Source organism: Lacrimispora sp. (assembly GCF_036758025.1).
Classification (GTDB): domain Bacteria; phylum Bacillota; class Clostridia; order Lachnospirales; family Lachnospiraceae; genus Lacrimispora.
In genome coordinates this window covers 1-23,505 of the sequence record NZ_DAIOXM010000025.1, presented here as the reverse complement: position 1 = coordinate 23,505, position 23,505 = coordinate 1, and the positions used below count along the sequence as shown (strand labels likewise).

Annotated in this window: 25 protein-coding genes; 1 reads left to right on the top strand and 24 read right to left on the bottom strand. The window is 46.0% G+C overall.

What is annotated here, in order from left to right; all coding sequences use genetic code 11:
- Window positions 1-12 precede the first annotated feature (12 nt).
- The 23 genes from ttdB to V7M78_RS17745 all read right to left on the bottom strand — a co-directional run bounded on the left by ttdB (window position 13) and on the right by V7M78_RS17745 (window position 22,105).
- Window positions 13-627, bottom strand: coding sequence for a L(+)-tartrate dehydratase subunit beta (gene ttdB / locus V7M78_RS17855; protein ID WP_333651725.1), 615 nt, complete (start codon window positions 625-627; stop codon window positions 13-15).
- Window positions 624-1,523: a L(+)-tartrate dehydratase subunit alpha gene (ttdA, locus tag V7M78_RS17850; RefSeq protein ID WP_333651724.1), complete on the bottom strand. Its 900-nt coding sequence runs from the start codon at window positions 1,521-1,523 to the stop codon at window positions 624-626. Before ttdA ends, ttdB begins: the two co-directional genes overlap by 4 nt.
- A gap of 231 nt (window positions 1,524-1,754) precedes the next feature.
- Complete coding sequence (locus tag V7M78_RS17845) at window positions 1,755-2,399, bottom strand: GntR family transcriptional regulator (protein ID WP_333651723.1); 645 nt, start codon at window positions 2,397-2,399, stop codon at window positions 1,755-1,757.
- A complete protein-coding gene (locus tag V7M78_RS17840) occupies window positions 2,396-3,013 on the bottom strand; it encodes a GntR family transcriptional regulator (RefSeq protein ID WP_333651722.1) in 618 nt (205 codons plus the stop codon). Before V7M78_RS17840 ends, V7M78_RS17845 begins: the two co-directional genes overlap by 4 nt.
- Before the next feature lie 120 nt (window positions 3,014-3,133).
- Entirely contained in the window at window positions 3,134-3,418 is a 285-nt protein-coding gene (locus V7M78_RS17835; RefSeq protein ID WP_333651721.1) for a DUF2325 domain-containing protein, read from the bottom strand.
- Between the two features lie 36 nt (window positions 3,419-3,454).
- Window positions 3,455-3,877 (bottom strand): flavodoxin, encoded by a 423-nt coding sequence (locus V7M78_RS17830; protein WP_333651720.1) that lies wholly within the window; start codon window positions 3,875-3,877, stop codon window positions 3,455-3,457.
- A 291-nt stretch (window positions 3,878-4,168) separates the two neighbouring features.
- Window positions 4,169-5,395, bottom strand: coding sequence for a peptidase T (gene pepT, locus V7M78_RS17825; RefSeq protein WP_333651773.1), 1,227 nt, complete (start codon window positions 5,393-5,395; stop codon window positions 4,169-4,171).
- A 26-nt stretch (window positions 5,396-5,421) separates the two neighbouring features.
- Entirely contained in the window at window positions 5,422-6,924 is a 1,503-nt protein-coding gene (locus tag V7M78_RS17820; protein ID WP_333651719.1) for a hypothetical protein, read from the bottom strand.
- 152 nt (window positions 6,925-7,076) lie between these two features.
- Window positions 7,077-7,775 (bottom strand): OmpA/MotB family protein, encoded by a 699-nt coding sequence (locus V7M78_RS17815; RefSeq protein WP_333651718.1) that lies wholly within the window; start codon window positions 7,773-7,775, stop codon window positions 7,077-7,079.
- Between the two features lie 60 nt (window positions 7,776-7,835).
- Window positions 7,836-8,660 (bottom strand): motility protein A, encoded by an 825-nt coding sequence (locus V7M78_RS17810; protein ID WP_333651717.1) that lies wholly within the window; start codon window positions 8,658-8,660, stop codon window positions 7,836-7,838.
- A 188-nt stretch (window positions 8,661-8,848) separates the two neighbouring features.
- Entirely contained in the window at window positions 8,849-10,132 is a 1,284-nt protein-coding gene (hisIE, locus tag V7M78_RS17805; protein ID WP_333651716.1) for a bifunctional phosphoribosyl-AMP cyclohydrolase/phosphoribosyl-ATP diphosphatase HisIE, read from the bottom strand.
- Entirely contained in the window at window positions 10,129-10,872 is a 744-nt protein-coding gene (gene hisA / locus V7M78_RS17800; RefSeq protein WP_333651715.1) for a 1-(5-phosphoribosyl)-5-[(5-phosphoribosylamino)methylideneamino]imidazole-4-carboxamide isomerase, read from the bottom strand. Before hisA ends, hisIE begins: the two co-directional genes overlap by 4 nt.
- A 1-nt stretch (window position 10,873) precedes the next feature.
- Window positions 10,874-12,172, bottom strand: coding sequence for a histidinol dehydrogenase (gene hisD, locus V7M78_RS17795; RefSeq protein WP_333651714.1), 1,299 nt, complete (start codon window positions 12,170-12,172; stop codon window positions 10,874-10,876).
- On the bottom strand, window positions 12,169-12,819 hold the full coding sequence (hisG, locus tag V7M78_RS17790; protein WP_333651713.1) for an ATP phosphoribosyltransferase: 651 nt from the start codon (window positions 12,817-12,819) through the stop codon (window positions 12,169-12,171). Before hisG ends, hisD begins: the two co-directional genes overlap by 4 nt.
- Window positions 12,820-12,831: 12 nt before the next feature.
- Entirely contained in the window at window positions 12,832-14,094 is a 1,263-nt protein-coding gene (gene hisZ, locus V7M78_RS17785; RefSeq protein WP_333651712.1) for an ATP phosphoribosyltransferase regulatory subunit, read from the bottom strand.
- Between the two features lie 125 nt (window positions 14,095-14,219).
- The gene (locus V7M78_RS17780) at window positions 14,220-14,753 is read right to left on the bottom strand and encodes a Holliday junction resolvase RecU (protein ID WP_333651711.1); all 534 of its coding nucleotides are present in this window, start codon (window positions 14,751-14,753) and stop codon (window positions 14,220-14,222) included.
- A 12-nt stretch (window positions 14,754-14,765) separates the two neighbouring features.
- Entirely contained in the window at window positions 14,766-15,728 is a 963-nt protein-coding gene (locus tag V7M78_RS17775; protein WP_333651710.1) for an RluA family pseudouridine synthase, read from the bottom strand.
- Window positions 15,729-15,746: 18 nt separating this feature from the next.
- A complete protein-coding gene (locus V7M78_RS17770) occupies window positions 15,747-16,517 on the bottom strand; it encodes an SDR family NAD(P)-dependent oxidoreductase (protein ID WP_333651709.1) in 771 nt (256 codons plus the stop codon).
- A gap of 26 nt (window positions 16,518-16,543) precedes the next feature.
- Complete coding sequence (locus tag V7M78_RS17765) at window positions 16,544-18,484, bottom strand: YgiQ family radical SAM protein (protein ID WP_333651708.1); 1,941 nt, start codon at window positions 18,482-18,484, stop codon at window positions 16,544-16,546.
- Window positions 18,481-19,146: an HAD family hydrolase gene (locus V7M78_RS17760; protein ID WP_333651772.1), complete on the bottom strand. Its 666-nt coding sequence runs from the start codon at window positions 19,144-19,146 to the stop codon at window positions 18,481-18,483. Before V7M78_RS17760 ends, V7M78_RS17765 begins: the two co-directional genes overlap by 4 nt.
- The gene (locus tag V7M78_RS17755; RefSeq protein ID WP_333651707.1) at window positions 19,136-19,894 is read right to left on the bottom strand and encodes a pseudouridine synthase; all 759 of its coding nucleotides are present in this window, start codon (window positions 19,892-19,894) and stop codon (window positions 19,136-19,138) included. Before V7M78_RS17755 ends, V7M78_RS17760 begins: the two co-directional genes overlap by 11 nt.
- 8 nt (window positions 19,895-19,902) lie before the next feature.
- Window positions 19,903-21,234: an RsmB/NOP family class I SAM-dependent RNA methyltransferase gene (locus V7M78_RS17750; protein ID WP_442914673.1), complete on the bottom strand. Its 1,332-nt coding sequence runs from the start codon at window positions 21,232-21,234 to the stop codon at window positions 19,903-19,905.
- A 61-nt stretch (window positions 21,235-21,295) separates the two neighbouring features.
- The gene (locus V7M78_RS17745) at window positions 21,296-22,105 is read right to left on the bottom strand and encodes a M23 family metallopeptidase (protein WP_442914672.1); all 810 of its coding nucleotides are present in this window, start codon (window positions 22,103-22,105) and stop codon (window positions 21,296-21,298) included.
- A 51-nt stretch (window positions 22,106-22,156) separates the two neighbouring features.
- On the opposite strand from V7M78_RS17745, the gene V7M78_RS17740 reads away from it, so the two are divergent.
- A complete protein-coding gene (locus V7M78_RS17740) occupies window positions 22,157-23,083 on the top strand; it encodes a nucleoside recognition protein (protein WP_333651705.1) in 927 nt (308 codons plus the stop codon).
- On the opposite strand, the gene V7M78_RS17735 is transcribed toward V7M78_RS17740, so the two are convergent.
- On the bottom strand, window positions 23,040-23,505 hold a 466-nt coding region (locus V7M78_RS17735), incomplete at its 5' end, for a vacuolar family H+-ATPase subunit H (RefSeq protein ID WP_333651704.1). The two genes, V7M78_RS17740 and V7M78_RS17735, sit on opposite strands and share 44 nt — an antisense overlap.

Below are 23,505 nucleotides of genomic sequence, written 5' to 3'. Positions count from 1 at the left end.
TACGGTAAGGGTTTATTTAATGTAATGTACCTTTGTATACAGATCCTCCAAAGCCGCATCCTTGCGCTTGTTGAACTCCACCTTGTTCTGCTCAAAGATATTATTGCCTTCTGCATCAATGGATACAATAAGAGGTCCGAATTCCTTTACCCGGCATACCCAAAGAGTCTCAGGCATTCCTAAATCCTCCCAGTGGTACTCCTCAATTTCCTCCACACACGTTGCTGCAATAACGGCACATCCTGCCGGAAATACGCAGTGAAGAGCTTTATGCTCCTTACAGCCGGCCTCTGTGTTGGGGCCCATTCCGCCCTTTCCAACGATCAGCTTTACACCTGTCTGCTCAATGAATTCCTTTTCGAACTTCTCCATTCTCATGCTGGTGGTCGGTCCGATGGAAACCATCTCGAATTTATTGTCTTCTCCTTGTTTCCTGCGGACAATGGGGCCTGCGTGGAAAATTGCTCCGCCCTTAATATCGACAGGCAGCTCTCTTCCAAGCTCAATCAGTCTTCTGTGGGCTACGTCCCTGCAGGTTACGATATGGCCGTTTAAGTAAATAACATCGCCAATCTTTATATCCTTCAAATCTTCATCAGAGATGGGTGTGGTTAATATTTTTTTCATAATTGTACCCCCTTATGTGTAATAGAGTCATAGCTTAAATCACTGTGGAAAACAATGGTTCCGCGGCGATGTGCCCAGCAGCCTACGTTTACTGCACAGGAAATTACCGATGGATGGCGGGCTGAATTCACGATGTTCACGCCCATAACAGACTTGCTGCCTGTCAGTCCCTGAGGTCCAAGGCCGATGGAGTCAATGGCTTTTACAAGCTCCTCCTCTAACTGAGCTGCCTTGGAATTCTCGTTATGGCTGCCTACAGGACGCATCAGAGCCTTCTTTGCCATATAAGCTGCAGAGTCAATGGAGGTACCGATGCCGATTCCTACTAAAAGAGGAGGACATGCATTGAGGCCGTAAGAGGTCATAACGTCGAGAACGAATTTAACCACTCCTTCATAACCCTCGCCCGGCATTAAGGTCTTGCCCTGTCCCGGAAGAGAACAGCCGCCTCCGGCCATGTAAACATCCAGCCCCAGTTCATCGCTCTCAGGAATGATATCCCAGTATATCCAGGGGGAGTCAGTTCCCACATTGGTTCCGGTATTCACTTCATCAAATGTCTCTACGGTGTTGTGACGCAACGGAGCTTGCTGTGTTGCCTTGGCAACCGCTTCTTTTAAAATTGTCTTTAATTCATCGGCGTAAGGAAATTTTGTTCCTACCCTTACAAACATCTGAATCAGTCCGGTGTCCTGGCAGGAAGGACGGTTTAATTCCATGGCCTCCTTCTGATTCTTCTCCATAGCCTCGTAGATCATCTTAGCCATGGGCATTTCTTCTTCCTCACTGAGTTCTTTCAGCTTTGCTGTTACATCTTCGGGAAGTTTTTTCCCAACCAAATCCACGAAGTTTGCGATCTGGTTTTTCAACAGTTCCAGAGATTCCTGTTTTGCCATTGCTTTATCCTCCTTTTATTCATCAATGGACCATATAAAATATTTCTTGCTTATATGATATTTAATATTTTATAATGTATCCATTTATTGATCTTATCATATAATGAATTCATTTTATAAACAATAGAATAAATGTACAAATTTATTATTTCTTTTTTGTAGATAATCACAAATTTATTTTGACAACCTCTTCATGAACAAAAAAAAGAGAAGGCTTATCCTTCTCTCCTGTTATATGTTGTAATGAGTCAGCATATTTTCCATACTTCTCATAATATGTTCTCTCATCAATCTTTTTGAAAGCTCTGCATCTCTCTTCTTTAATGCCTCCACAAGCTGGGAATGTTCTTTCATGGAAATCTGGGCATACTCCTCTACCCCTACATTACTTCCCGTAGACAGTCCATTCCACATGGAAGAAAGGAGGGACCGTATTTTTTCATTATCCGCAGCCGTCCATAGTTCATAGTGAAAGGACTGGTTGTATTTGGAATATTCACTGTAATCATTGATCTTAAGAGCTTCTTCCGCCCGCTCAAATGAAACCAGAACCTTGGATATGTCCGCGTTGGTTTCGCAAACCTTGTACACCACTTCACTTTCCAGTATCCATCTGGTTTCGTAGTGGTCCCGGATAGCTTTTTCATTGATCCCCAAAACCATGGCACCTTTATTGGGCCTTAGCTTGATCAGTCCCTCACCTGCCAGGATCTGAAAGGCTTCCCGTACAGGGGTGATGGATATTCCAAGCTGCTTTGAAATTTCATCCAGGGTGATGGCAGAGCCTGTTTCCAGTTCTCTTGTTAAAATGGCTTTTCTTAAGCTGGAAGCCGCCTGTTCCCTGGCCGGTAATAATTTAATTTTGTTGAGATTCATTTTGTCAGCACCTTTTCTGTCATTGCTTTCGCTAAATATAAAAAATATGTCCGGAATAACCGGTCGATCTCTTCTCCGTCCTTCCGGAGTAAAGCCTCATTAACCTTGTCCCATATATTTAATTCCTCTGCTCCCGACTCTCCCAGATCCTCAAGGACGAAGGCCGCATATGTTTTCAGTAAATTTTTATGAAGCTGGTGAATGTACAGATTGTCCAGGCTTTGGCTGAAAAAACCATGGAGCCGGATTTCATCAGTCTCATGTCTTAAAAAGCTTTCATAAATCTTTTGAAAATCTTCATGCCACTCTTCTCCTCCGGAAAGCAGACGGCTGATGAAGTTGACTTGGATCGAATGGAGGAAGAGAAAAATTTCTTGTATGCTCTTTTGCGTCATTCCCTTAACAATCACATGGCGGTTAGGCAGCCGGATGAGAAATCCCTCCAGCTCCAGAACCTTAAAGGCTTCTCTCACAGGCATTCTGGATACTCCCAGTTGCTTTGAGACAATTTCCTGGACCAGCTCATCGCCATCCTTAAACCGGTTGAAAAGAATCTCCTTCCTCAGTACATTGGTTGTATATTCATTTGCCTGCATCTTGTTAATTGTTTCCATATTCACCTTCTCCGTATGTCATTGCATGAAATAATTATAGGGCAATTTATGGGATTAAGCAAGGGATTTGACAAAACAAAATCCCTCCAGGAGAAATTTTTCCTGAAGGGATCAAATTTTTTAGCAAGTACAGCTTTCTTCCAATATTCCCAAGAGGGCGGTACCGCTGCTGGTATGACAGCGAACCACACGGGTAATCTCTCCGTTGACGCCATCCAAAGCACATTTTGCCATCTTATGGGAAACAGTATTGGTAAATAAAACAAGCAAATCCGGGCATCCGATTTTTTTGTCCATATCCGCACTCATTTGTGTGAAAACTTTTGCTTTGCATTTAAAATCCTTGCATATCTTTTTATACTGCCCGACCATACGGTCATGGCCGCCAACGATTACTACACTCATTTCATGTTCCTCCCTCTTCTTCTGGTTTCTTTAAGTTTAAGCTAAGGCTTTTCCCAGTTCTATGCACTGAGCCTGAGCATCATCATCAGGGGCTTCGTTGCAGATCACATAATCACAGGCAAATACGGCACCGTCTTTTTTGCAGGTCTCTTCCCATTCTCTCATCCACTCGCCGTCTCCCCAGCCATAGGAACCGAATAAGGCAATCTTCTTGCCCTGAAGTTTTGCTTCACAGCTTGTAAACATAGGTTCAAATTCATCTTCCTCCAACTGCTCGCCTCCCATAGATGGGCATCCGAATGCGATTGCATCAAACTGGTCCACTTTGTCGGCGCTGAATTCTGATGCTGTAAATAAAGATACATCTGCACCTGCTTCTTTAGCTCCTTCTACAACCTTTGCTGCCATTGCCTCTGTGTTGCCTGTTCCGCTCCAAAAAACCACTGCTGCTTTGCTCATAATATCTTACCTCGCTTTTTATTTTTATTTGAGTTACTGTGTTTTTCTTTTGTTAGTTATAACTAACTTTTTGACAGTATACCATTTTGACCCTGGAAATACAAGTAGTGTTAAAGGCGAATCTTTCTCATTTTCTTCTGTAATACAAGAAAGAATCCCGCCTGCGGCGGGTCGCCTCGGCGACATCCAACCCTACCGCCGCAGTGCGATCCTCCCGGAGGGTTTTTATCGTATAGGACGAACTTTCCTATACGATAAAAAAACACCCGCCAAAAGGCGGGCATTTCCCATTTATTTTTCTGCAAATTTTTCTACGATTTTAAGAAGCAGCTCCACAACCTTTTCCATGGACTGAACCGGTATGAATTCAAATTTTCCATGGAAATTATGGCCTCCCGTACAAAGGTTGGGACATGGAAGCCCCATATAGGATAAGCGGGCACCGTCTGTGCCGCCTCTAATGGGATGGATTAAAGGCTTAATTCCCGTTTCCTCCATGGCAGTTCTTGCAATATCAATGAGATACATGTGAGGTTCTACCATTTCTCTCATATTGTAGTAGCTGTCCTTTAAAATTAATTCCACAGTGCCTGCAGGATAGCGTTTATTCAGATATTCTGCAGCCTGTTTTATAAATTCCTTTTTCGCTTCAAACTTTTCTTTGCTGTGGTCCCGGATAATGTATTCCAGACGGGCTTCCTCCACAGTTCCGCCCATGGAATCCAGGTGGTAAAAGCCCTCATACCCTTCCGTATACATGGGATTTTCATGAACCGGAAGCATACCGTGAAATTCCATTGCCATCAAAAGGGCATTTCTCATCTTTCCCTTGGAGGACCCTGGGTGAATGTTGGAGCCGTGAATGATCACTCTGGCAGAAGCCGCGTTGAAATTCTCATATTCCAGCTCTCCTAAGGCTCCTCCGTCTACGGTATAGGCCACGTCAGCTCCAAAGCCTTTCACATCAAAAAAGTCAGCTCCCCGGCCCACCTCTTCATCCGGTGTAAAGCCGATGCGCAGCTTTCCGTGGGGAATCTCAGGATGTGACAGCAGATATTCTGCCATGGTCATGATTTCTGACACTCCGGCCTTGTCATCTGCACCTAAAAGCGTGGTTCCGTCCGTAGTGACAATATCCTGTCCCTTATAATCCAGCAAATCCGGAAAATCACTGACCCTCATGGTCACTCCGGTTTCTTCATTCAAAACAATATCGCTGCCATCATAATTTTTTACGATCCTGGGCTTTATTCCTGTTCCTGAGTAGGCCGGTGCTGTGTCCATATGGGCGATAAAGCCAAGAACCGGAACATTTTTTTCCATGGTAGCAGGTATGGTGGCATAGACGTAACCGTATTCATCTACGGTTACCTCCTCCGCATTCATGGCCTGAAGCTCTGCCGCCAGCTCTTTTGCCAGCACCCGCTGCTTCTCTGTGCTTGGAAACTCCTCCACATTGTCCTTAGACTGGGTATCAAAGGATATATACTTAAAAAAACGGTTTAATACATCTGACATCATATAACTACCTTTCTTTTATATTTTTATTCTGAAACCGGCATACTCATAATAGCCCTAATTGCTCCCAGACTGGACCAGACTGACAGGCCGTAGCCTATGGCAAGATCAATGAAAAAGCCTTTCCACATATCCATCTCAGACATCAGCTTTCCGAAATTGGAGAACACGTAAGCAAGGGTTTCAAAGCTGGCTTCGAATTCAAAGTACGCCCGTGTCATGGAAACCCCGTAATCCAGCAAATTGGCCCCCAATATCATGACCGTTGTTATGAAAAGACAAATAACCGCCCCTCTTTTGTCCAGCCTTCCTCCCAGCTTTTCAAAACCGCTCAGCGAAAGCTTGAGCATGACAAAGCCTGCAATTCCTGCGATAAATCCGATCTGGCCGATAAGGACCCATAAGCCGGCTCCTATAAGAGCTCCAACAAAAGCGCCTGCAATTCCCGGGAGCAGCTTGATCCGCTTTCCCTCCAAAGAAGCTGCAGCCTCTGCCCTCCAGTCCTCTGTCTGAGGGTTTAAGGGTATTTCGGAAGTGAGGGCAATACTCAAATGCTCCTCTTTCTTATCCTCAATCTTCCTTTTCACCTGATTTGCCAGTTCCTGAAATGCTTCCTTCTTTTTAGAACCGTTTCCCTTGGAAAGGATGAGGGTGTGATACTTCTGACCTGAGCTTTCTGCCGTAAGCCGCATATTGGGCCCGGAAACGGTTTGAAAAATCCGTTCAATGGTTCCGTAAGGAATGATTTCAAAACCTTCAGCATTGGTGACAATATAATCATTGGTCAGATAAAGCTTTTCTTTTTCATAGGCAGATGTGCCTGCCTGTGTCAACTGTCTGTCCACGGAAAGAAGCTTTTCCTCCGGCCACGCCTTCAATGTGGCACGGCTCTTTTTCAGCTTTGGATCGATTAATTTTACCGCAAGATATAATGTTGCGGCCAAAGCCAGCATTGCAGACAAGGAAAAAAACAAAGAAGCATTCTTTGAAACAGGAGACTCCGGTTTTCTGGTTGTATCCAGATAGTATTCACCAAAATAGTCCGAAAAATTATCTTCTGTTACAAGATCTTCCTCCCACATCTCATTATAGCTTTCTATGGCATATTCCCTGATATCCTCTTCAATGGGAGATGCCATCCCATAAAAGATCACCGGCTCCGGCTCTTCCTCAGAATCCTCGTATAAATAAGACTGGATTTTTAAGGCTTCCTCAGAAAGGTTTCCATGGACCTGAATTATGTAGGGCAAAGATTCCTCATCATAAACAAAATAGTAATGATTGGTTTCTTTAAAGTCTGATGCAAATTCAAAGGTCATCATTCTGGCATCCAGGCTGCTGTAAATATTCTCTCCGCCATATACATTGAACTTTTCCGGAGCCATCTCCGGTTTCCCGCTTCCTAAAAGCCCGAAAGCCGCGCCTGCAAACAGGAAGGAAAAAGCCATGCAGTACACCAATGCAACCGGTATCGCCCACCGGTAAAGCCGGATCATCCGTTTCATTTGACCAGATATCTGACTATTCATACTTCCACCTCCTTGTTTCTCAGTTTTTACCATTATATCACAAGGAAGAAAACTTGTCCATCCATGTAAAAAGCACTGGCAAAGGCTTGAAAAGCCTGATTGCCAATGCCCGCTAAACCTGTTTTTCTTTACATGCCTGCCATGAAATGGTATTATTCCGTATCATTCCCCATTGATTTTATGTAAAAATCTACGCGCCGGTTCCTGCCTCTGCCTTCATCGGTGTCATTATCAGCTACCGGATAAAACTCGCTGTATCCGATTGCAGAAAACTTCTTTGCCTCAATTCCCGAGGTTTCCAAAAGGTGCTTTAAAACATTGACCGCACGGCTGGTGGACAACTCCCAGTTACTGTCAAAAGCAGACGTCTTTATGGGACGGTTATCCGTATGCCCTTCAATACGTATCATCTGAATTGCTTCCTGATAATAGACAAGGATATCCGAAATATTTTGAAGCATGGGAACTGCATCCGGGGCAATATCAGCCTTTCCTGAGTCAAAGAGAATGGAGGCTGAAATCCGCAGCAATATCTCTTCATCTCCCAGCTTTTCAACATTGAGCTGTTCCGACAGCCCCGCTTCCACCACATAGGTTTTCATGTGCTCGTAAAGGCTGTTGAATTCCTCTAAATCAAAATTGCCTCCGCCCCCGGTGCTGGAGGAAGAAACATTCCTCTCCTCTTCCAACGCTTTTCTTTCTGCCTGAATGACAGCCACCTGACTCATCATGGCAAATGAGAATAAAATTACGAAAACCGCCAGCAAATCAGTCATCAAATCACTATAACTGGCCAGCCAGCCTTCGCCCTCTTCTTCATCATCATCTTCATCTTCGAATTTTGAGCTCATGATCGTTTGTCACCCCCTTTCACTGCTTTCGTTGATGGTGCGTATTGATCATCGGTTTCATTAATTTTTTTCTTTTTTCGGCTTCTTTTCTTTCTTCCCCTTTTTTTTCGGGTTTTCATCATCTTCATCCAAATTGATATTTGCAAATGCCGACAGCTCTTCCTTGATCATTCTGGGGTTTTTTCCCTGCTGAATGCCTATAAGCCCTTCCAGCAGCAGCTCTCTTCTGAAAGCCTCCTCCTTGTCCATAGCCACCAGTTTCTTCCCAAGTGGAGAAAATATGATATTGGCAACGAAGGCACCGTAAAAGGAAGAAACAAGCTCCAGAGCCATCATAGGTCCCAGGGTGGTAGGATCGTCCAAGTTATTAAGCATGGGAATCAGACCTACATACGTTCCGAGGAGTCCCAAAGCCGGAGCTGTGGCTCCGATCATATTCAGCATCGCCGCACTCTTTGCATGGCGCAGCTTCATGAAATGGGTTGCCCCTTCCATAATATTTCTCAGCTGTTCTTCATCCGTTCCGTCGATGATATACCGGATTCCCATTTTCAGGTATTCATCCCTGGTAAGATCATCAATATGGTTTTCCAATGCCAGCAGTCCGTTTTTTCTGGATATTTCAGCGCATCGGATCAGGCTTACGATATCCCCCTTTAAATCATAATCATCTTTTCTGAAAGCCTTTAAAAAAACGGATCCAAAGGTCTTTAGAGTCTTTGGCGGAAAGGCCATAACAAAGGATGCCGCAGTACCTCCAAAAATCATAAGTGCAGATGGAACATTATAGAATAAATCGACATGTCCGGATGTAACCATGGCGCTGACAATAAAGAAAACGCCAAGGATCAGCCCTATAAATGAAGTATTTATGAATCGAGACAATGTAAAAACCTCCTGAGTGTGCATATTTCAAATCTAAAGCTTTTTTGTCATGACTTACTCTCTTTTTGTCGGCCGTCCTCTGTCCTTAGTTAATGACCATTGGAGAATCTTAACATCTTCTTAATTCATAAAATCAAAAACCCCGGCATAGAAATGATGAATTCATCTCCATGCCGGGGCAATAACTGTCAGCGGTTTGCCAGCTCCCTGGTAATGTCCTCCCAGGTCACTCCCTTTTGGACCATCAGCACCATCATGTGGTAAAGAAAGTCCGAAATTTCGTATTTTACTTCTTCAGAATTGGGGTTTTTAGCAGCTATAATGATTTCCGCGGCTTCCTCTCCCAACTTCTTTAATATTTTATCAATTCCCTTATCAAACAGGTAATTGGTATAAGAGCCTTCCTTGGGATTTTTCTTCCTGTCCGCGATCACCTGAAGTACATCTTCAAATACCTTGAGGGGATTGGTCTCCTGATATTCCTTTTTTACAAGGTCTGTATAAAAACACGTTTTTTCCCCGGTATGGCAGGCTGCACCGATCTGATTGACCTTGGCAAGCAGGGTGTCGCTGTCACAATCTATGGAAAGAGACTTCACATACTGGTAATGACCGGAGGTTTCCCCCTTAAGCCAGAGTGCTTCCCTGCTTCTGCTGTAATAAGTCATGCACCCGGTCCTTAAAGTCGTCTGAAATGCCTCTTCATTCATATAGGCCAGCATCAGCACCTGGCCTGTCCGGTAATCCTGGGTGATGACCGGGATGAGACCGTGGTCATTTAACTTAAACTGGCTGAAGCTGACAGGGCTTTCAAAGGTATCCACCCCGATTCCTCCGGCCTTTAAATCCTGTTTTAAATCCATACAGCTTGCTTCTCCATCAAATATTCCGATAAAACCGTTTACATTCTCTGTTTTAAGTACAGCAGGCAAAAGCTCCCCGGCAGAACCGGCAAGCAGAAAAACCTCCTTGCATTGGGCCACCTTTAAAAGCTTTTCTTCTGCCATTTCCAAATCCCCTAAAATCATGACAGAGGCCCCAAGCTGAGCATATTCCTTGGCGCTTTCCAGATAGGAGCAATCCGGCAGGTAAGCGTATACCTTATCATCCCCGAACCGGTCTGAGGCCTCCTTCATCAGGTCCACATTTTCCTCCAGTCCTGCGTCTAGGAAGGAGGCTTTTGCCCCTGAGTAGAGATATTTTTTCACATCCTCTAACCGTTTCACTCTTCCTCCGGCAATAACCGGGATATCGGAAAGCCTTGCAATCTCTTTCATCATGCCTATGGTCTTCTCATGATCTTCCTCAGATTCCGATAAATCCAGAAGAAAAAGCTCATCAGCTCCGCTGTCTCCGTAAAAACGGGCCAGTTCCAGAAGGCCTTTTTCATAATATGCCGCCCTGTCATCAAGCCTGACAGCCTTTCCTTTTCGGATGCCAAAGCCTGCAATTATTTTTTTACACTCCATCATACAATCCTCCCCTGATGCGTCTGCTTTTCAAACGCATCGATGGCGCTCTTAAGATCAATCCGTTTTTCATACAAAGCCTTGCCGATAATGGCCCCTTTGACACCGGCTTCATAAAGCTGGCGTAAATCCTCCATAGAGGACATCCCGCCGGAAGCGATAATATCCAGCCCTGTATCATCTGTCAGCTTTTTCGTATAAGCCACATTAGGCCCGGACAGCATTCCGTCTCTGGCTATATCAGTGTATACAATGTGCTGAATGCCGTATTCCTTCATGCGTCCGCATAAGTCTGATGCCGATATGGTACTGATTTTTTCCCAGCCCTCCACAGCCACCATGCCATCTTTTGCATCCACGCCGGCCACAATCCGTTCAGGGCCAAATTTTTTAACCATTTCCCCAAGAAATTCAGGATTTTCCACGGCTCTGGTCCCGATGATCACCCTGGCAACTCCCAGGGAAAGCATGGATTCTATGGCTTCCTCACTCCGGATGCCTCCTCCGATTTCAATGGGAATAGAAACGGTATCCACAATCTTTTTTATCACATCCCGGTTTACGGAATAACCGGCCAGAGCACCGTCTAAGTCTACCAAGTGAAGAAAGGTGGCTCCTTGAGACTGCCAAAGAGCTGCTACCTCCTCCGGTGCATCAGAATAAACGGTGATTTCTTTAAATTCTCCCTGCTTTAAACGGACGCACTGCCCGTTTTTTAAATCAATTGCTGGATAAAGCTGCATACTAATTCTCCTTTTCAAACCTCACCTTTACGGAATTGGCATGAGCGGTTAAGTGCTCTGCTTCGGCAAAGGCTTCGATATCCTTATGAACCTGCTCCAACGCCTCTTTGGAATAATAAATGATGCTGGATTTCTTTACATAATCATCCACGTTTAATGGGGAGAAAAATTTAGCCGTTCCGTTGGTTGGAAGCACATGGTTAGGCCCTGCAAAATAATCTCCTAATGGCTCAGAGCTGTATTCTCCCAGGAATATGGCTCCTGCGTTTTGAATTCTGGTCATATCCTCAAAGGGATTTCTGGTGATGATTTCCAAATGCTCCGGAGCGATCTCATTGACAACAGAAATGGCCTCTTTCATGGTTTCCGTCACCAGAATATATCCGTAATTATCCAAAGACTTCTTGATGATCTCAGACCGGGACAGCACATTTGCAAAATTTTCCGCTTCCTCCGATACTTTTTGGGCCAGCTCCATACTTGTGGTTACCAAAATGGAAGAAGCCAGCTCATCATGTTCTGCCTGAGATAACAAATCCGCGGCCACAAAACGGGGATTGGCGCTTTCATCTGCAAGAACTAAAATCTCGCTGGGGCCTGCAATGCTGTCTATGCTCACATGGCCGTAAACTGCCTTTTTGGCAAGGGCTACAAAAATATTTCCGGGGCCTACGATCTTATCCACCTTTGGAATGGATTCCGTTCCAAAAGCCAGGGCAGCCACTGCCTGGGCTCCGCCCACCTTATAAACTTCCGTAGCACCTGCCAAATAAGCTGCCGTCAAGGTAACGGGATTCACCTTTCCATCCGGTCCGGGAGGGGTTACCATGGCAATCCGCTCCACTCCTGCCACCTCAGCGGGAATGATGTTCATTAAAACAGAAGACGGATAAGCCGCTTTTCCTCCTGGAACGTAAACGCCTACGCTTCCAAGGGCAGTAACCTTTTGTCCTAAAAGGGTTCCGTCAGGCTTGCTGTCAAACCAGCTGTACTGTTTCTGTTTTTCATGAAACTGGCGGATGTTTTTCATGGACTTTTTCATGACCTCCAAAAGTCCCGGATCCACCTCTTTCATAGCCTCTTTGATTTCCTCTTCCGTCACCCGGATATTTGAGGCATTGATATCTGCTTTGTCAAATTCCTTTGTGTAGGAAAAAAGGGCCTTGTCCTTATCCGCCTTCACGGTTTCCACGATTTTTTGGACCGTATCGGCATAGGTGCTGTAATTATTTGGATCTCTTTTTAATAAGTCCGCCAGAATATTCTGTTTGGAGCTTTCATCTAATTTTATAATTCTCATTGGTTTTCCTCCTGCAGCAATGCCCGAAGATCGTGGATCAGCTTTGTGATCCTGTCATTTTCCCGCTTCATGCTCACCTGATTGACCACCATACGGGCGGAAAGGGGGCAGATTTCTTCTAAAACGTCAAGTCCGTTTTCCCTCAAGGTGGCTCCTGTCTCCACAATGTCCACGATCACCTCAGAAAGTCCCACAATAGGAGCCAGCTCAATGGAGCCGTTCAGCTTGATGATTTCCACGGTCTGATGCTTTTTATTATAAAAATAATCCTTGGCAATGGCCGGATACTTGGTGGCTACACGGATCATTTCATGGTGCTTTAACAGTTCCTGGGCCGACTTGGGGCCACAGACACACATGCGGCAGTTTCCCATACCTAAGTTCATGACCTCGTAAAGCTTTCTCCCCTCCTCTAAAAGGGTGTCCTTGCCCACGATGCCGATGTCAGCCGCCCCATATTCTACATAGGTGGGCACATCACTGGCCTTTGCCAGGAAAAACCGCATTCCCAGCTCTTCATTGGTGAAGATCAGCTTTCTGGAGCCCTTATCCTTCATTTCCTCACAGGTGATTCCGATTTTTTCAAACATGGCAAGGGAATCCTTTGCCAGACGCCCTTTTGCTAGGGCAAACGTCAGATATCTCATAAGTACCTCCGGTTATTGTAAATATTCCGACAGAGGTATCTCTTCTGTGCGGTTTAAAAGCAGGTTTGTGACCTTTACGGAAAATCCCATGGTGTCCAGATATAAGATGTTATGCAAATCCCTGCGCAAAGCATAGTCAAAGTAAGTTTCAAGAGAACGGTCCGGGTCCTTAAGCTGAAGCTGGACTGCCATGCCTGCATTGCGGAAATGGTCAGCCAGGTGAATGCCGCCCTCTCTTGATTCCTTCTCATAAAGAATCATGGTGTTGGCAACTGTGACCTTTGTCTCGATCTTCTGCCTGGATAAGGCCAGCAAAAGCTCATCCACGGAAATTCCAAAGCCTACGGCAGGAGAATCCTTTCCGAACTGCTCCAAAAGCTTGTCATACCGGCCTCCGTTGACAATGTAATCTCCGGTGCCATAAGTATACGCCTTAAAAATGATTCCGGTATAATACTGGTACTGGCTCAGCATGCCAAGGTCATAGGAAACGTAATCCGTAAGGCCGTAATGGGCCAGAATCCGGTTTACCTCCTCCAGACGCTCAATAGCCCTTAAGGCTCTTGGATTGGCTGTCAATTCCCTGGCTGCCTGAATCTGTTCCAGGGAACCGAAAAGCTCCGGAAGCTTTAAAAATACCTGTTTCAGCTCCTTGGAAATGGGCTGGGCCATCACCAGCTCCTCCACGCCGAAGTAATTTTTATTTTCAATCAGCTCCCTTAAAGCCTCTTCCATTTCTTCATCCATGCCGGCCTCTTCCAGCAGGCCCTTGAAAAAGTCCACCTCTCCCAGCTCCACCTGAAATTCCGTAAGCCCTGCTGCCAGCAAAGCCCGGATCACCATAACCAGGATTTCCCCGTCTGCGTCTGCGGAATCGTCTCCCAGCAGCTCCACACCTGTCTGGGTGGCTTCCTTAAGCCTTCCCTGGTAACTGGAATTGTTGATAAAGGTTCTTTCTAAGTAACAGAGACGGATAGGCATATCCTCATCCATAAAATACTTTACCGCACACCTGGCAATGGCAGGGGTTTCGTCAGGCCGGAGAACCAGGGTGTGGTTATCCCGGTCAAAAAATTTAAACATTTCCTTTGCTTTGACGCTTCCGCGGGATTCATTGAAAATATCAAAAAATTCAAAAGTGGGAGTCTCAATGTCCTGATATCCGAACAGATGAAATACGTTTAAAATTTTTTCCTGCACAACTGCTTTTTTCGTGCATTCCACTCCATAGATATCCCGGACCCCGTCCGGTGTATGTAACAGCTTATTTGCCATGATGTCCTCCATCCTGTAATAACCAGGAAAATTGTTTTCACAGTATCTCGTTTTCTTTCACTTTCTTATAGTAAAGTGATAATTCGGTAACGTGTAGTTTATTATAGGGGAGAAATCCCTCATTGTCAATCTCTTCTGTCCAAATCTTTTTGAATCATTTCCAGATAATGGATAAAAATATCCCTGTGGCTGCGTATTTCCCAGCTTTTATCCACTTCCTCATAAGTGAAGCTTTTCCGTCCTCCGTCTTCCATCCGTTTCCAGAATTTCTTCAGACAGTCAAAGGGCAGATAGTAAACCTCATTTTTCTGGGTGTAGGACACAATGATAAAGGAAATACCTCCCTGCCGCTCAAATTCTTCCATAAAGGCCACCTGATGAGGGTGGATATTTTGAAGAGGAAAGGTGGAGGCGCTGCACTCCTTTGCATCAAAGCAGACCGGTATTCCCTGGACGGCTCCTATGTAATCCACCGTACTTTTCTGCTCAAAATAAGCCAGGGTAATGTGGCGGTTTTCCTTGTCAATGGAGATGGGGGTAATGGGGGTGGGGATTTTCTGAATCAAAGCCAGCCCCTTTTCCCGGTAGCTTTCATTGCTGCGGTTAATCAGTTCCTCCAGAGTAGAGCCTCTTAAGCCTCTCGTATTCCAGGTTCCCATATTTCTCTCCTCCTACTTCCAGTCCCTGCATATATTTGAAAAAATTCCCGGCAGAGGTGCAAAAAAGGTCTTTCCCGATAAATAGGAAAGAGGCTCCGGCAGTTTGGGAAATGTAACCTGAAAGGAGTGAAGAAGCTGGGACTGGACAGAAAAAAGCTTTCTGGCCTCTTCATTGGCTTTCTTATTACCGTATTTATAATCCCCCATAATGGGGTGTCCGATGGAGGATAAATGGGCTCTGATCTGATGGGTCCTTCCTGTGACCAAAGTGACCTTTAGCAGGGTGTAGTCTTCATAAAAATCTATTGGCTCATACTCCGTCACAATAGGGAGACTGTCCGGAACCTGCTCCTGATGGATAGTCACCTGATTGGAGGTTTCATCTTTTGTTAAAAACCCTTTAATCACCTGCTTTTTAGAAAGCCTGCCCTTTACTACACATTGGTAATATTTATGGATGCTCCTGTCCTTAAAGACCGCAGACATGAGCTGCAGCCCTGCCAGGGACTTCCCGCAGACCACCAGGCCGCTGGTATTGCGGTCCAGCCGGTTGCATATGGAAGGCCGGAAGCTCCTTAACTGTTCTGTTGTCAGGCTTCCCTTTGACAGAAGATAGTCGATGAGATATTCCACCAGGGATTCATCAGACTCCTTGGCCTTCTGGGACAGCATCCCTGCAGGCTTATTGACTAAGAGGATGTGTTCATCCTCATATATGACGTTTAAAACCACTTTTTTTACCTGGGGAATCTTAACCTCCGAAAACTTTTCGATGGTTTCGTCAGAGAGGAAAAGTTTGATTTCATCTCCCTCTCCCAGCTTTTCCGAACCATCGCATTTCTTTCCGTTTAAGGTGATGTTTTTCTTTCTCATCATTTTATAGAGAAAGCTTTTCCCTGCCAGATTTAAATATTTAGCCAGCAGCTTATCCAAACGCTGGCCTGCTTCATTTTTTGATACAATCAAAGACTGCATGAATGATCCTTTCTATTCCTACTCTGCTTTCATGGATTTTCTGATAAGACGCAGGATCATGCCGTGGGGAAATATCTTGCACAGCATGCGGAATGATTTCATGGTAAGTCCATAGACCGAAACAGAACGGCCCATCATGCTGTCTCTCAGTGCCAGAGAAACCACCTTCCGGGAATCAGCCATGACCAGCTTTTTATAGAGAGGAATTTCTCCCGTTGTTCCTGCAATATCAAAGAACTCCGTCTTTACAGGCCCGGGGCAGACTGCGGTTACATAGATTCCCCTGGGCTTCAGTTCCTCATTAAGGGCCCTGCTATAGCTTAAAATAAAGGCCTTTGTCGCCGCATAGATGGCAAACTGAGGCTGGGGAAGAAAGCCTGCCGAAGAGGAAAACTGGATGATCCGGCTGTTTTTCGACATATAGGGAAGCACCATATGAGTCACTGCGCAGAGAGCCCTGCAGTTTAAATCAATCATACCGCCCTCTTCTTCCACGCTGATAAAGCCCACAGGGCCGATCTTTCCGTATCCGGCTCCATTGACCAGCCATTTTACCTCCGGCTTTTCTTCTAAAAGAGCCTCCTGAAGGTCTTTCAGCTCATCCATCTTTGTTAAATCCATGTCAAAGCACCGGAGTTTTACAGGAACGAGAAGAGACAGTTCCTCCAAACGTTCCTTTCTCCTGGCAATGGCCCATATTTCTCCGATTCCGTTAAAACGGTCTGCAATCTGCATGATAAATTCTCTTCCCATACCGGAAGAGGCGCCTGTTACAATCGCAATTTTCATATGGATTCCCTCCATGAAATTTCATTTTATTTTCCTGCTTTTTTGTGGACATTCCGGATAGTCTTTTTCCTGCGCTCTCCCTGTTTTTCAATGGAAGGCGCTCCGGTTCTGTTTGTACTTCCATAATTCTTGCCGGTTTTCCTGCCGCTCATTCCTCCTGCCGGTGCTCCTGAAGACGGGCGGATCAGGCATTTTTTATCAAATCCGATCAAATCAGTCCGTCCTGCCAGCTTTAAGGCTTCTATAACCAGGTCCCGGTTCTTGGGATTCCGATATTGGATCAGAGCTCTCTGCATGGCCTTTTCGTGAGGATTGACGGGAACGTAAACCTTTTCCATGGTGCGGGGATCGTATCCGGTGTAATACATGCAGGTGGATATGGTGGAGGGAGTGGGATAAAAGTCCTGAACCTGCTCCGGCATATACCCTAAGTCACGCAAATACTCCGCAAGCTCCACAGCCTCCGATAGCCCGGAACCGGGATGGGAGGACATCAGATAGGGAACCAAATACTGCTTGATACCCAGCCTGCCGTTCATTTCGTTGTATTCCTTTACAAACTGACGGTAAACCTTATTATCCGGCTTTCCCATCTTAGAGAGCACCTTGTCGGATACGTGCTCCGGGGCCACCTTTAACTGGCCGCTGACATGGTGCTGGCAAAGTTCCTTTAAAAATTTCTTTCCCGGATCAGCCAGCACATAGTCAAAGCGGATTCCGGAACGGATAAAGACCTTCTTCACCTTTGGAAGGGTACGCAGCTTTCTCAGCAAATCAATATAATCCCCATGGTCTGCATTTAAATTCTTGCATGGCTCCGGGAACAGGCACTGCCTGTTTGGACAGGCACCCTTTGTCTTTTGCTTTTCACAGGCGGGATTACGGAAGTCAGCGGTAGGCCCTCCCACGTCGTGAATATAGCCCTTAAAGTCAGGCTCTTCTATCAAAAGCTTTGCCTCATCCAAAAGGGAATTGTGGCTTCTGGATTGGATGATTCTGCCCTGATGGAAGGTGAGGGCGCAGAAACTGCAGGCTCCAAAACAGCCTCTGTTACTGATCAGGCTGAATTTAATCTCCCGGATAGCCGGAACGCCGCCAAGCTCTTCATAGGAAGGATGGTAATTTCTCATATAGGGAAGGTTATAAACCTCATCCATTTCCTCAGTGGAAAGGGGCTTTCCAGGCGGATTCTGAACCACAAACAGATTGTCCCCGTAAGGCTCCACCAGACGCTTTCCGATAAATGGATCGGTGTTTCCATACTGGACATAATAACTTCTGGCATACTCCAGCTTATCCCCTTTCATACTTTCAAAGGAAGGCAGGGTCAAAGCGTCATATACCGACTCCAGGCTCTTTGTTTTATAAACAGTTCCCTCAATAAAGGTGATGTCCTTAATATCGATACCGCTGTTTAACGCATCTGCGATCTCTACAATGGACTTTTCTCCCATTCCGTAGGATATTAAGTCTGCCTGGGAATCCAAAAGGATGGAGCGCTTTAACCGGTCAGACCAGTAGTCATAATGGGCCAGACGCCTTAAGCTGGCTTCAATACCGCCTATGATAATAGGTGCTTTTTTGTATACAGACCGGATTAAGTTGCAGTACACCGTGGCGGCGTAATCAGGACGCTTTCCCATAACACCTCCGGGAGTGTAGGAGTCCTGCTGCCTGCGCTTTTTAGATACCGAATAATGGTTTACCATGGAATCCATGTTTCCGCTGCTGACTAAAAACCCCAGACGGGGCTCTCCCAGCACCTGAATGCTTTTCGGATCTTTCCAGTCAGGCTGGGCTATGATCCCCACCTTATACCCATGGGCTTCTAAAAGGCGGCTGATGATAGCATGTCCGAAAGAAGGGTGGTCCACATAGGCGTCACCGCTGACATAGACAAAGTCACACTGTTTCCAGCCTCTGATATTCATATCCGATCTGCTGATCGGAAGGTAATCATGAATCATGCTTTTGCTCCATTTCTGCTTAATATCTGGTAATAGTCATAAATAAAATAATCGGCCAGTTTCCTTTTCTCCTCTTCCATGCTTCTGGAAAATTCATCGTCTATGGCACAGACCGTCATCCCGGCCCTTTTCCCCGCCAGAATTCCCGCAGGGACATCCTCAAATACAAGGCAATTGGAAGGGTGTAAATCAAGAGTTCCAGCTACCTTTAAGTAAATGTCAGGAGCCGGCTTTCCGGCAGTCACCTCACATGCAGTGGTTACTACATCAAAATACCGGTCTATTTTTAAGGAGGTCAGAACCGCCTCCACCATCTGTCTTCCATTGCTGGTGGCAATTCCCGCCTTAATCCCTTTGGAGGCAAGGTGCTCTAAGAATTCTCCTGCTCCCGGCTTTAAGGGAACCTCATTCCGGTATTTGTCAATGGACATTTCTGTCCAGACAGACTTGATTTCCTCCAGAGATTCCCTCAAATGAAATCTCTCTTTAAAATAAATTGCCGTTTCCGAAAAACTCATTCCCTCAATTTCCTTTTGTAAGTCTTCCGGGCAGGCAAGTCCCCTGTCTCCTAAAAATTCTATGTCAATGGATTTCCACATCCACATGGAATCCACCAGGGTCCCATCCAGATCAAAAATCACAGCTTTTTTCTCATCCAACATCTTCTGCTTTCCGTTCCTTTCCATGACTCTTCAGCCTAAGCAGCTCCTCCTCAGTAAGAGGGCGGTACTGTCCCGGCCTTAAAGCCTCATCTAATGTAAGGCTGCCCATGGACAGCCGCTTTAAGTATACCACAGGGCACCCCAGAACTTCAAACATACGTTTTACCTGGTGGAATTTTCCTTCCCGAATAGTAAGAAGAATCTCTGACAGCGCTCCGATCTGTCCCTGACTTAAGATTTCCAAGTCTGCCGGAAGAGTAAGGGTACCGTCAGAAAGCTCCATCCCCTCCTTCATCCGCTCTTTTGAGTCGGACGGAAGCTCTCCCTCCACCCTGGCAAAGTAGACCTTGTCCACATGCTTTTTAGGGGACAGAAGCTGATGGGCCAAATCCCCGTCATTGGTGATGAGAAGCAGCCCTTCCGTATCAATATCCAGGCGCCCTACGGGAAAAAGATCGTCCCGCTTCCGGTCCAGGATTAGGCCGACTACTGTCTCATGGCGGGAATCCTCTGTTGCAGATACCACTCCCTGAGGCTTATTCAGCATATAGTATTCATACTCCGCATAGGCGATGATCCGCCCATCTAATTCAACCTGGTTATGGGCAGGATCAATTTTCCTCTCCGGCTTTTTCTCCGGCAGCCCGTCCACACAGATCCTGCCCTTCCTTGCCATTTCCTTGATCTGGCTTCTGGTTCCCTGGCCCATTTCCGCCAGGTATTTATCTAATCTGATTTCTTTTGCCATAATTTTCTTCACCCCTGCCACCGCCATCCAGGATAATATTTGTTTTTTAAAGAAGCTCCGGTTCCCTTGGCAAATCCCAAAGGAAATCCATCCACGCATATCAGGCACCAGCCCTTGACCGACCCTTCCTCTTCCTTTAAAAAGATGGTTTCTCCCTTTAAATACCGAAGTACTCTCTCATCCTGTCTTTCCCAGGAAAGGGTCTGTTTAAACTCCTCCTGCCTCAAAGCCATTGCAAATGCCTGAGACGGTTCAAAACGGTCCTTTTTCATCTCTCCCAGCAAAAGGCCTGTCCTTAAATACCGAAGGCCCTTTGCCTTCTCGGGAAAATATTCCGGCAGATAATAAACTGCAGATTCCTTAATTCTGATCCGGGATTGATCCAAAGGCTTTGACACCAGAGAAAGAAAAGAAGAAAGATCACCGGGAATAGGGGAGGCTTTGGACGTTTCCTTTTGGGAAACCGCCCCTTTTTCCATATGGGATTCCTTCTTTTTTAACAGAGCCATAAAATGCCCTTCCCCTTTAATCTTATGGGGAAACAGCCGTAAGCACCCGGAAAGCCCGATTCCGCCGCTGGCACCCTCAAAGAGAGGAAGGGGAACCAGCTCCATCTGCTCATTCTCCTTTAAAATCCAGTCAATCACATCCTCATTTTCGCAGACAGAAAAGGTGCAGGTGGAATATAAAAGAAATCCGCCGGGAACCAGCATGTCCGCAGCCTGCTTTAAAATCTCCTTTTGTATCACTGCATAGTACTCCGGGCCGTGTTCTTCATAGCTTTTTACCATGTCAGCATCCTTTCGGAACATTCCCTCTCCGGAACAAGGCGCATCCACCAGGATTTTATCAAAGAATTCACCAAATACATTTTTTAATTTCCCCGGCTCCTCGCTGGTGACACAGATATTTTCAATTCCCCACAGCTCCAGATTCTTTAGCAAAGCCTTTGCCCTGGAATTGCTGATATCATTGGACACCAGAATCCCTTTTCCCTTTAACCTGGCTCCAAGCTCCGTGCTCTTTCCTCCGGGGGCCGCACATAAATCCAGGACCTTATCTCCCGGAACCACGGGAAGCAGGCTTGCCGGAGTCATGGCGCTTGGCTCCTGGAGATAGTAAAGTCCGGCGTAATAATAGGAATCCTTAGCCGGACGGTCTTCTCCCTCATAGTAAAATCCATTTTTAATCCAGTTCACTGGCTTTAAGCGGAATATGGCTTTTTCTGCAAATTCCTCCGGAGTGATTTTTAAATCATTGGTCCGAAGTCCGTAAAGCCGATCCTCTTCAAAGCTTTTTAAATAAGCCTTATATTCCTCTTCTCCCAGCAAATCTCTCATTCTGTTTAAAAATTCTTCTGAAACCTTTATTTCCTTCACACGTTTACTCCTGCTTCTATCTTTAATAGGAATATTTTAACCGGTATTTCTCCAGGTACCGCATAACCCAGTAAGGATTTACGCTCATTTCTTCCTTGTTGTCTGTCTTTAAATAAATGCCCATATGGAGGTGGACATCAAAATTCCCGGTAGTCCCTTCCACCTTACTGTAGCCCGTATCCCCCATAAAGCCCAATAGCTCTCCGGCCTTTACAACATCCCCCTCTTTCCACTGCCTGCTGTAGCCGTAGAGGTGGGCATAATATAAGTAAACTCCGCCAGGGCTTCTGATGCCTAAGCGCCAGCCTCCCTTTTCCAGCCAGCCCACCTTTTCCACTGTTCCGTCACTGATGCTCACAACGGGATAGTAGCCTCTGGGCCTTTCTGTTCCCATAATATCACAGCCTTCATGTCCCCGCTCTCCTCCGTAGGTGCGGGTATCCATCCAGCCGTTTTCATACTTAACATCAGGGGCATCGGGATTGGTATTAAGAGGAACCGGAAAAAACTTCAAATCCCGGAATATCATTTCATAGGCCTGCTTAAGTTTTCTGTATTCCTCAGGCTTTACCTTCATGATCCGGTCTGTGTGGTAATCTTCCTCGGCCGTCTTTGTCAGATCGTACTGGTTTTCCACCATGAGGGAGGTAAGTGCATCGTAGTCTATTTCACTCCAATCAGCTACCATTTCCCCCAGCTGCAGGCTTCTGAAATCATCACTTTCCCAGGTATAAGCGTCTAACTGGTAAAAGGTGGGATTGTTATAGAGATAATCAATCATGGTCACATGGAATACAGAAAGAATCAAAATGAAAAAAAGAATCACCATCATATCACTTATGCCTTTTCATATAATTGTATAAAACAATCTATTCAGGTGATTATGAAAAAATCCTTTTTCCGTCTGCTTTCCGTTGCAGCCCTTCTCCTTTTGCTCCTTCGCCCCTCCCTGGCCTTTGAGGGCGCAAGAAACGGACTGGTTCTCTGGGGCTCTGTGGTGGTGCCTTCCCTGCTCCCTTTTATGATCTGCTCCAACGTCATTGTAACCTTAAATGCCATCCACATCCTTATATTTCCTGTCAGGCGGCTTTTACACCGGTTTTTCTGCCTTTCCGATGCGGGAAGCTACACCTTTATCTCCGGCCTTCTCTGCGGATATCCCATGGGAGCCAGAACCTGCAGCGAATTTATGGACAAAAACCGGATTACATCGAGAGAGGGAAGGTATCTTCTGGCAATCTGCAACCATCCCAGCCCCATGTTCCTGTTAGGCTATGCTGCCTCAGGGATGCCAAAGTTCATTCCGGTCTGGCTCCTGCTCATTTCCATATATCTGCCCATATTTCCCATTTCCCGGGCAGCCAGAGCTTATTACGGCATCAGGGAGCCGGAGCCTTCTGTCTCTGAAAAAGGGCGGTCAGCCCACTCCTTCGACGAAAGCTTGATGGATTCCTGTGAGGTCATGATAAAAATAGGAGGATATATCATGATTTTCTCCATCCTGGCTCTTTACATAGCTAAGCTTCCCCTGCATAGTCCCGGGCAGACAGCCGTTCTCCTTGGAATCATAGAAATCACAACAGGAATCAAAGCCGTATCAGAAACTTTTTCCGGCCTTTCCTGCGGACTCTGGATCGGGGCTGTTACCGCTTTTGGAGGCCTTTCCGGCATCTTTCAGACAAAGAGCGTCATAAAAAATGCCGGATTATCCATCCGGCACTATGTAGTCTGGAAGGTCTTTCACAGCCTTCTTACCATCATCCTTTTTATTCTTCTATCCCGCTTTCTTCCGCTCCTGCCGTCTGGATAACCGCGCCGGTCAGCTCCTGACGGTTGGAGGAGACGATATCATAGCTTGTCTGCATGGAAGTCATGAAGGCGTCAAAGCGGCCCTGGGCGCCTTCCATGGAATGGCTGATAATCGTCTGAAGGCTCTTTAACATATCATCGGTATACTGAACAGCGCTCTGCCGTATTCCATTGGCATCGGCTACAGCCTGCTCCACGATCTGCTGGGCCTGTAAATTGGCCTGCTGTATGATCTCATCAGCCTGGGCATATGCCTTTTGCATAATCTCATGCTCATTGACCAGCTCATTAGTCTGGGCATTGGCCTGAGACAAAATGGAATCTGCCTGCTGACGGGCTTCATTCATAATGGCATCCCGGTTGCTGATAATTTTCTGGTACTGTTTGATTTCATCAGGAATCCGAAGGCGGAGCTCCACTAAA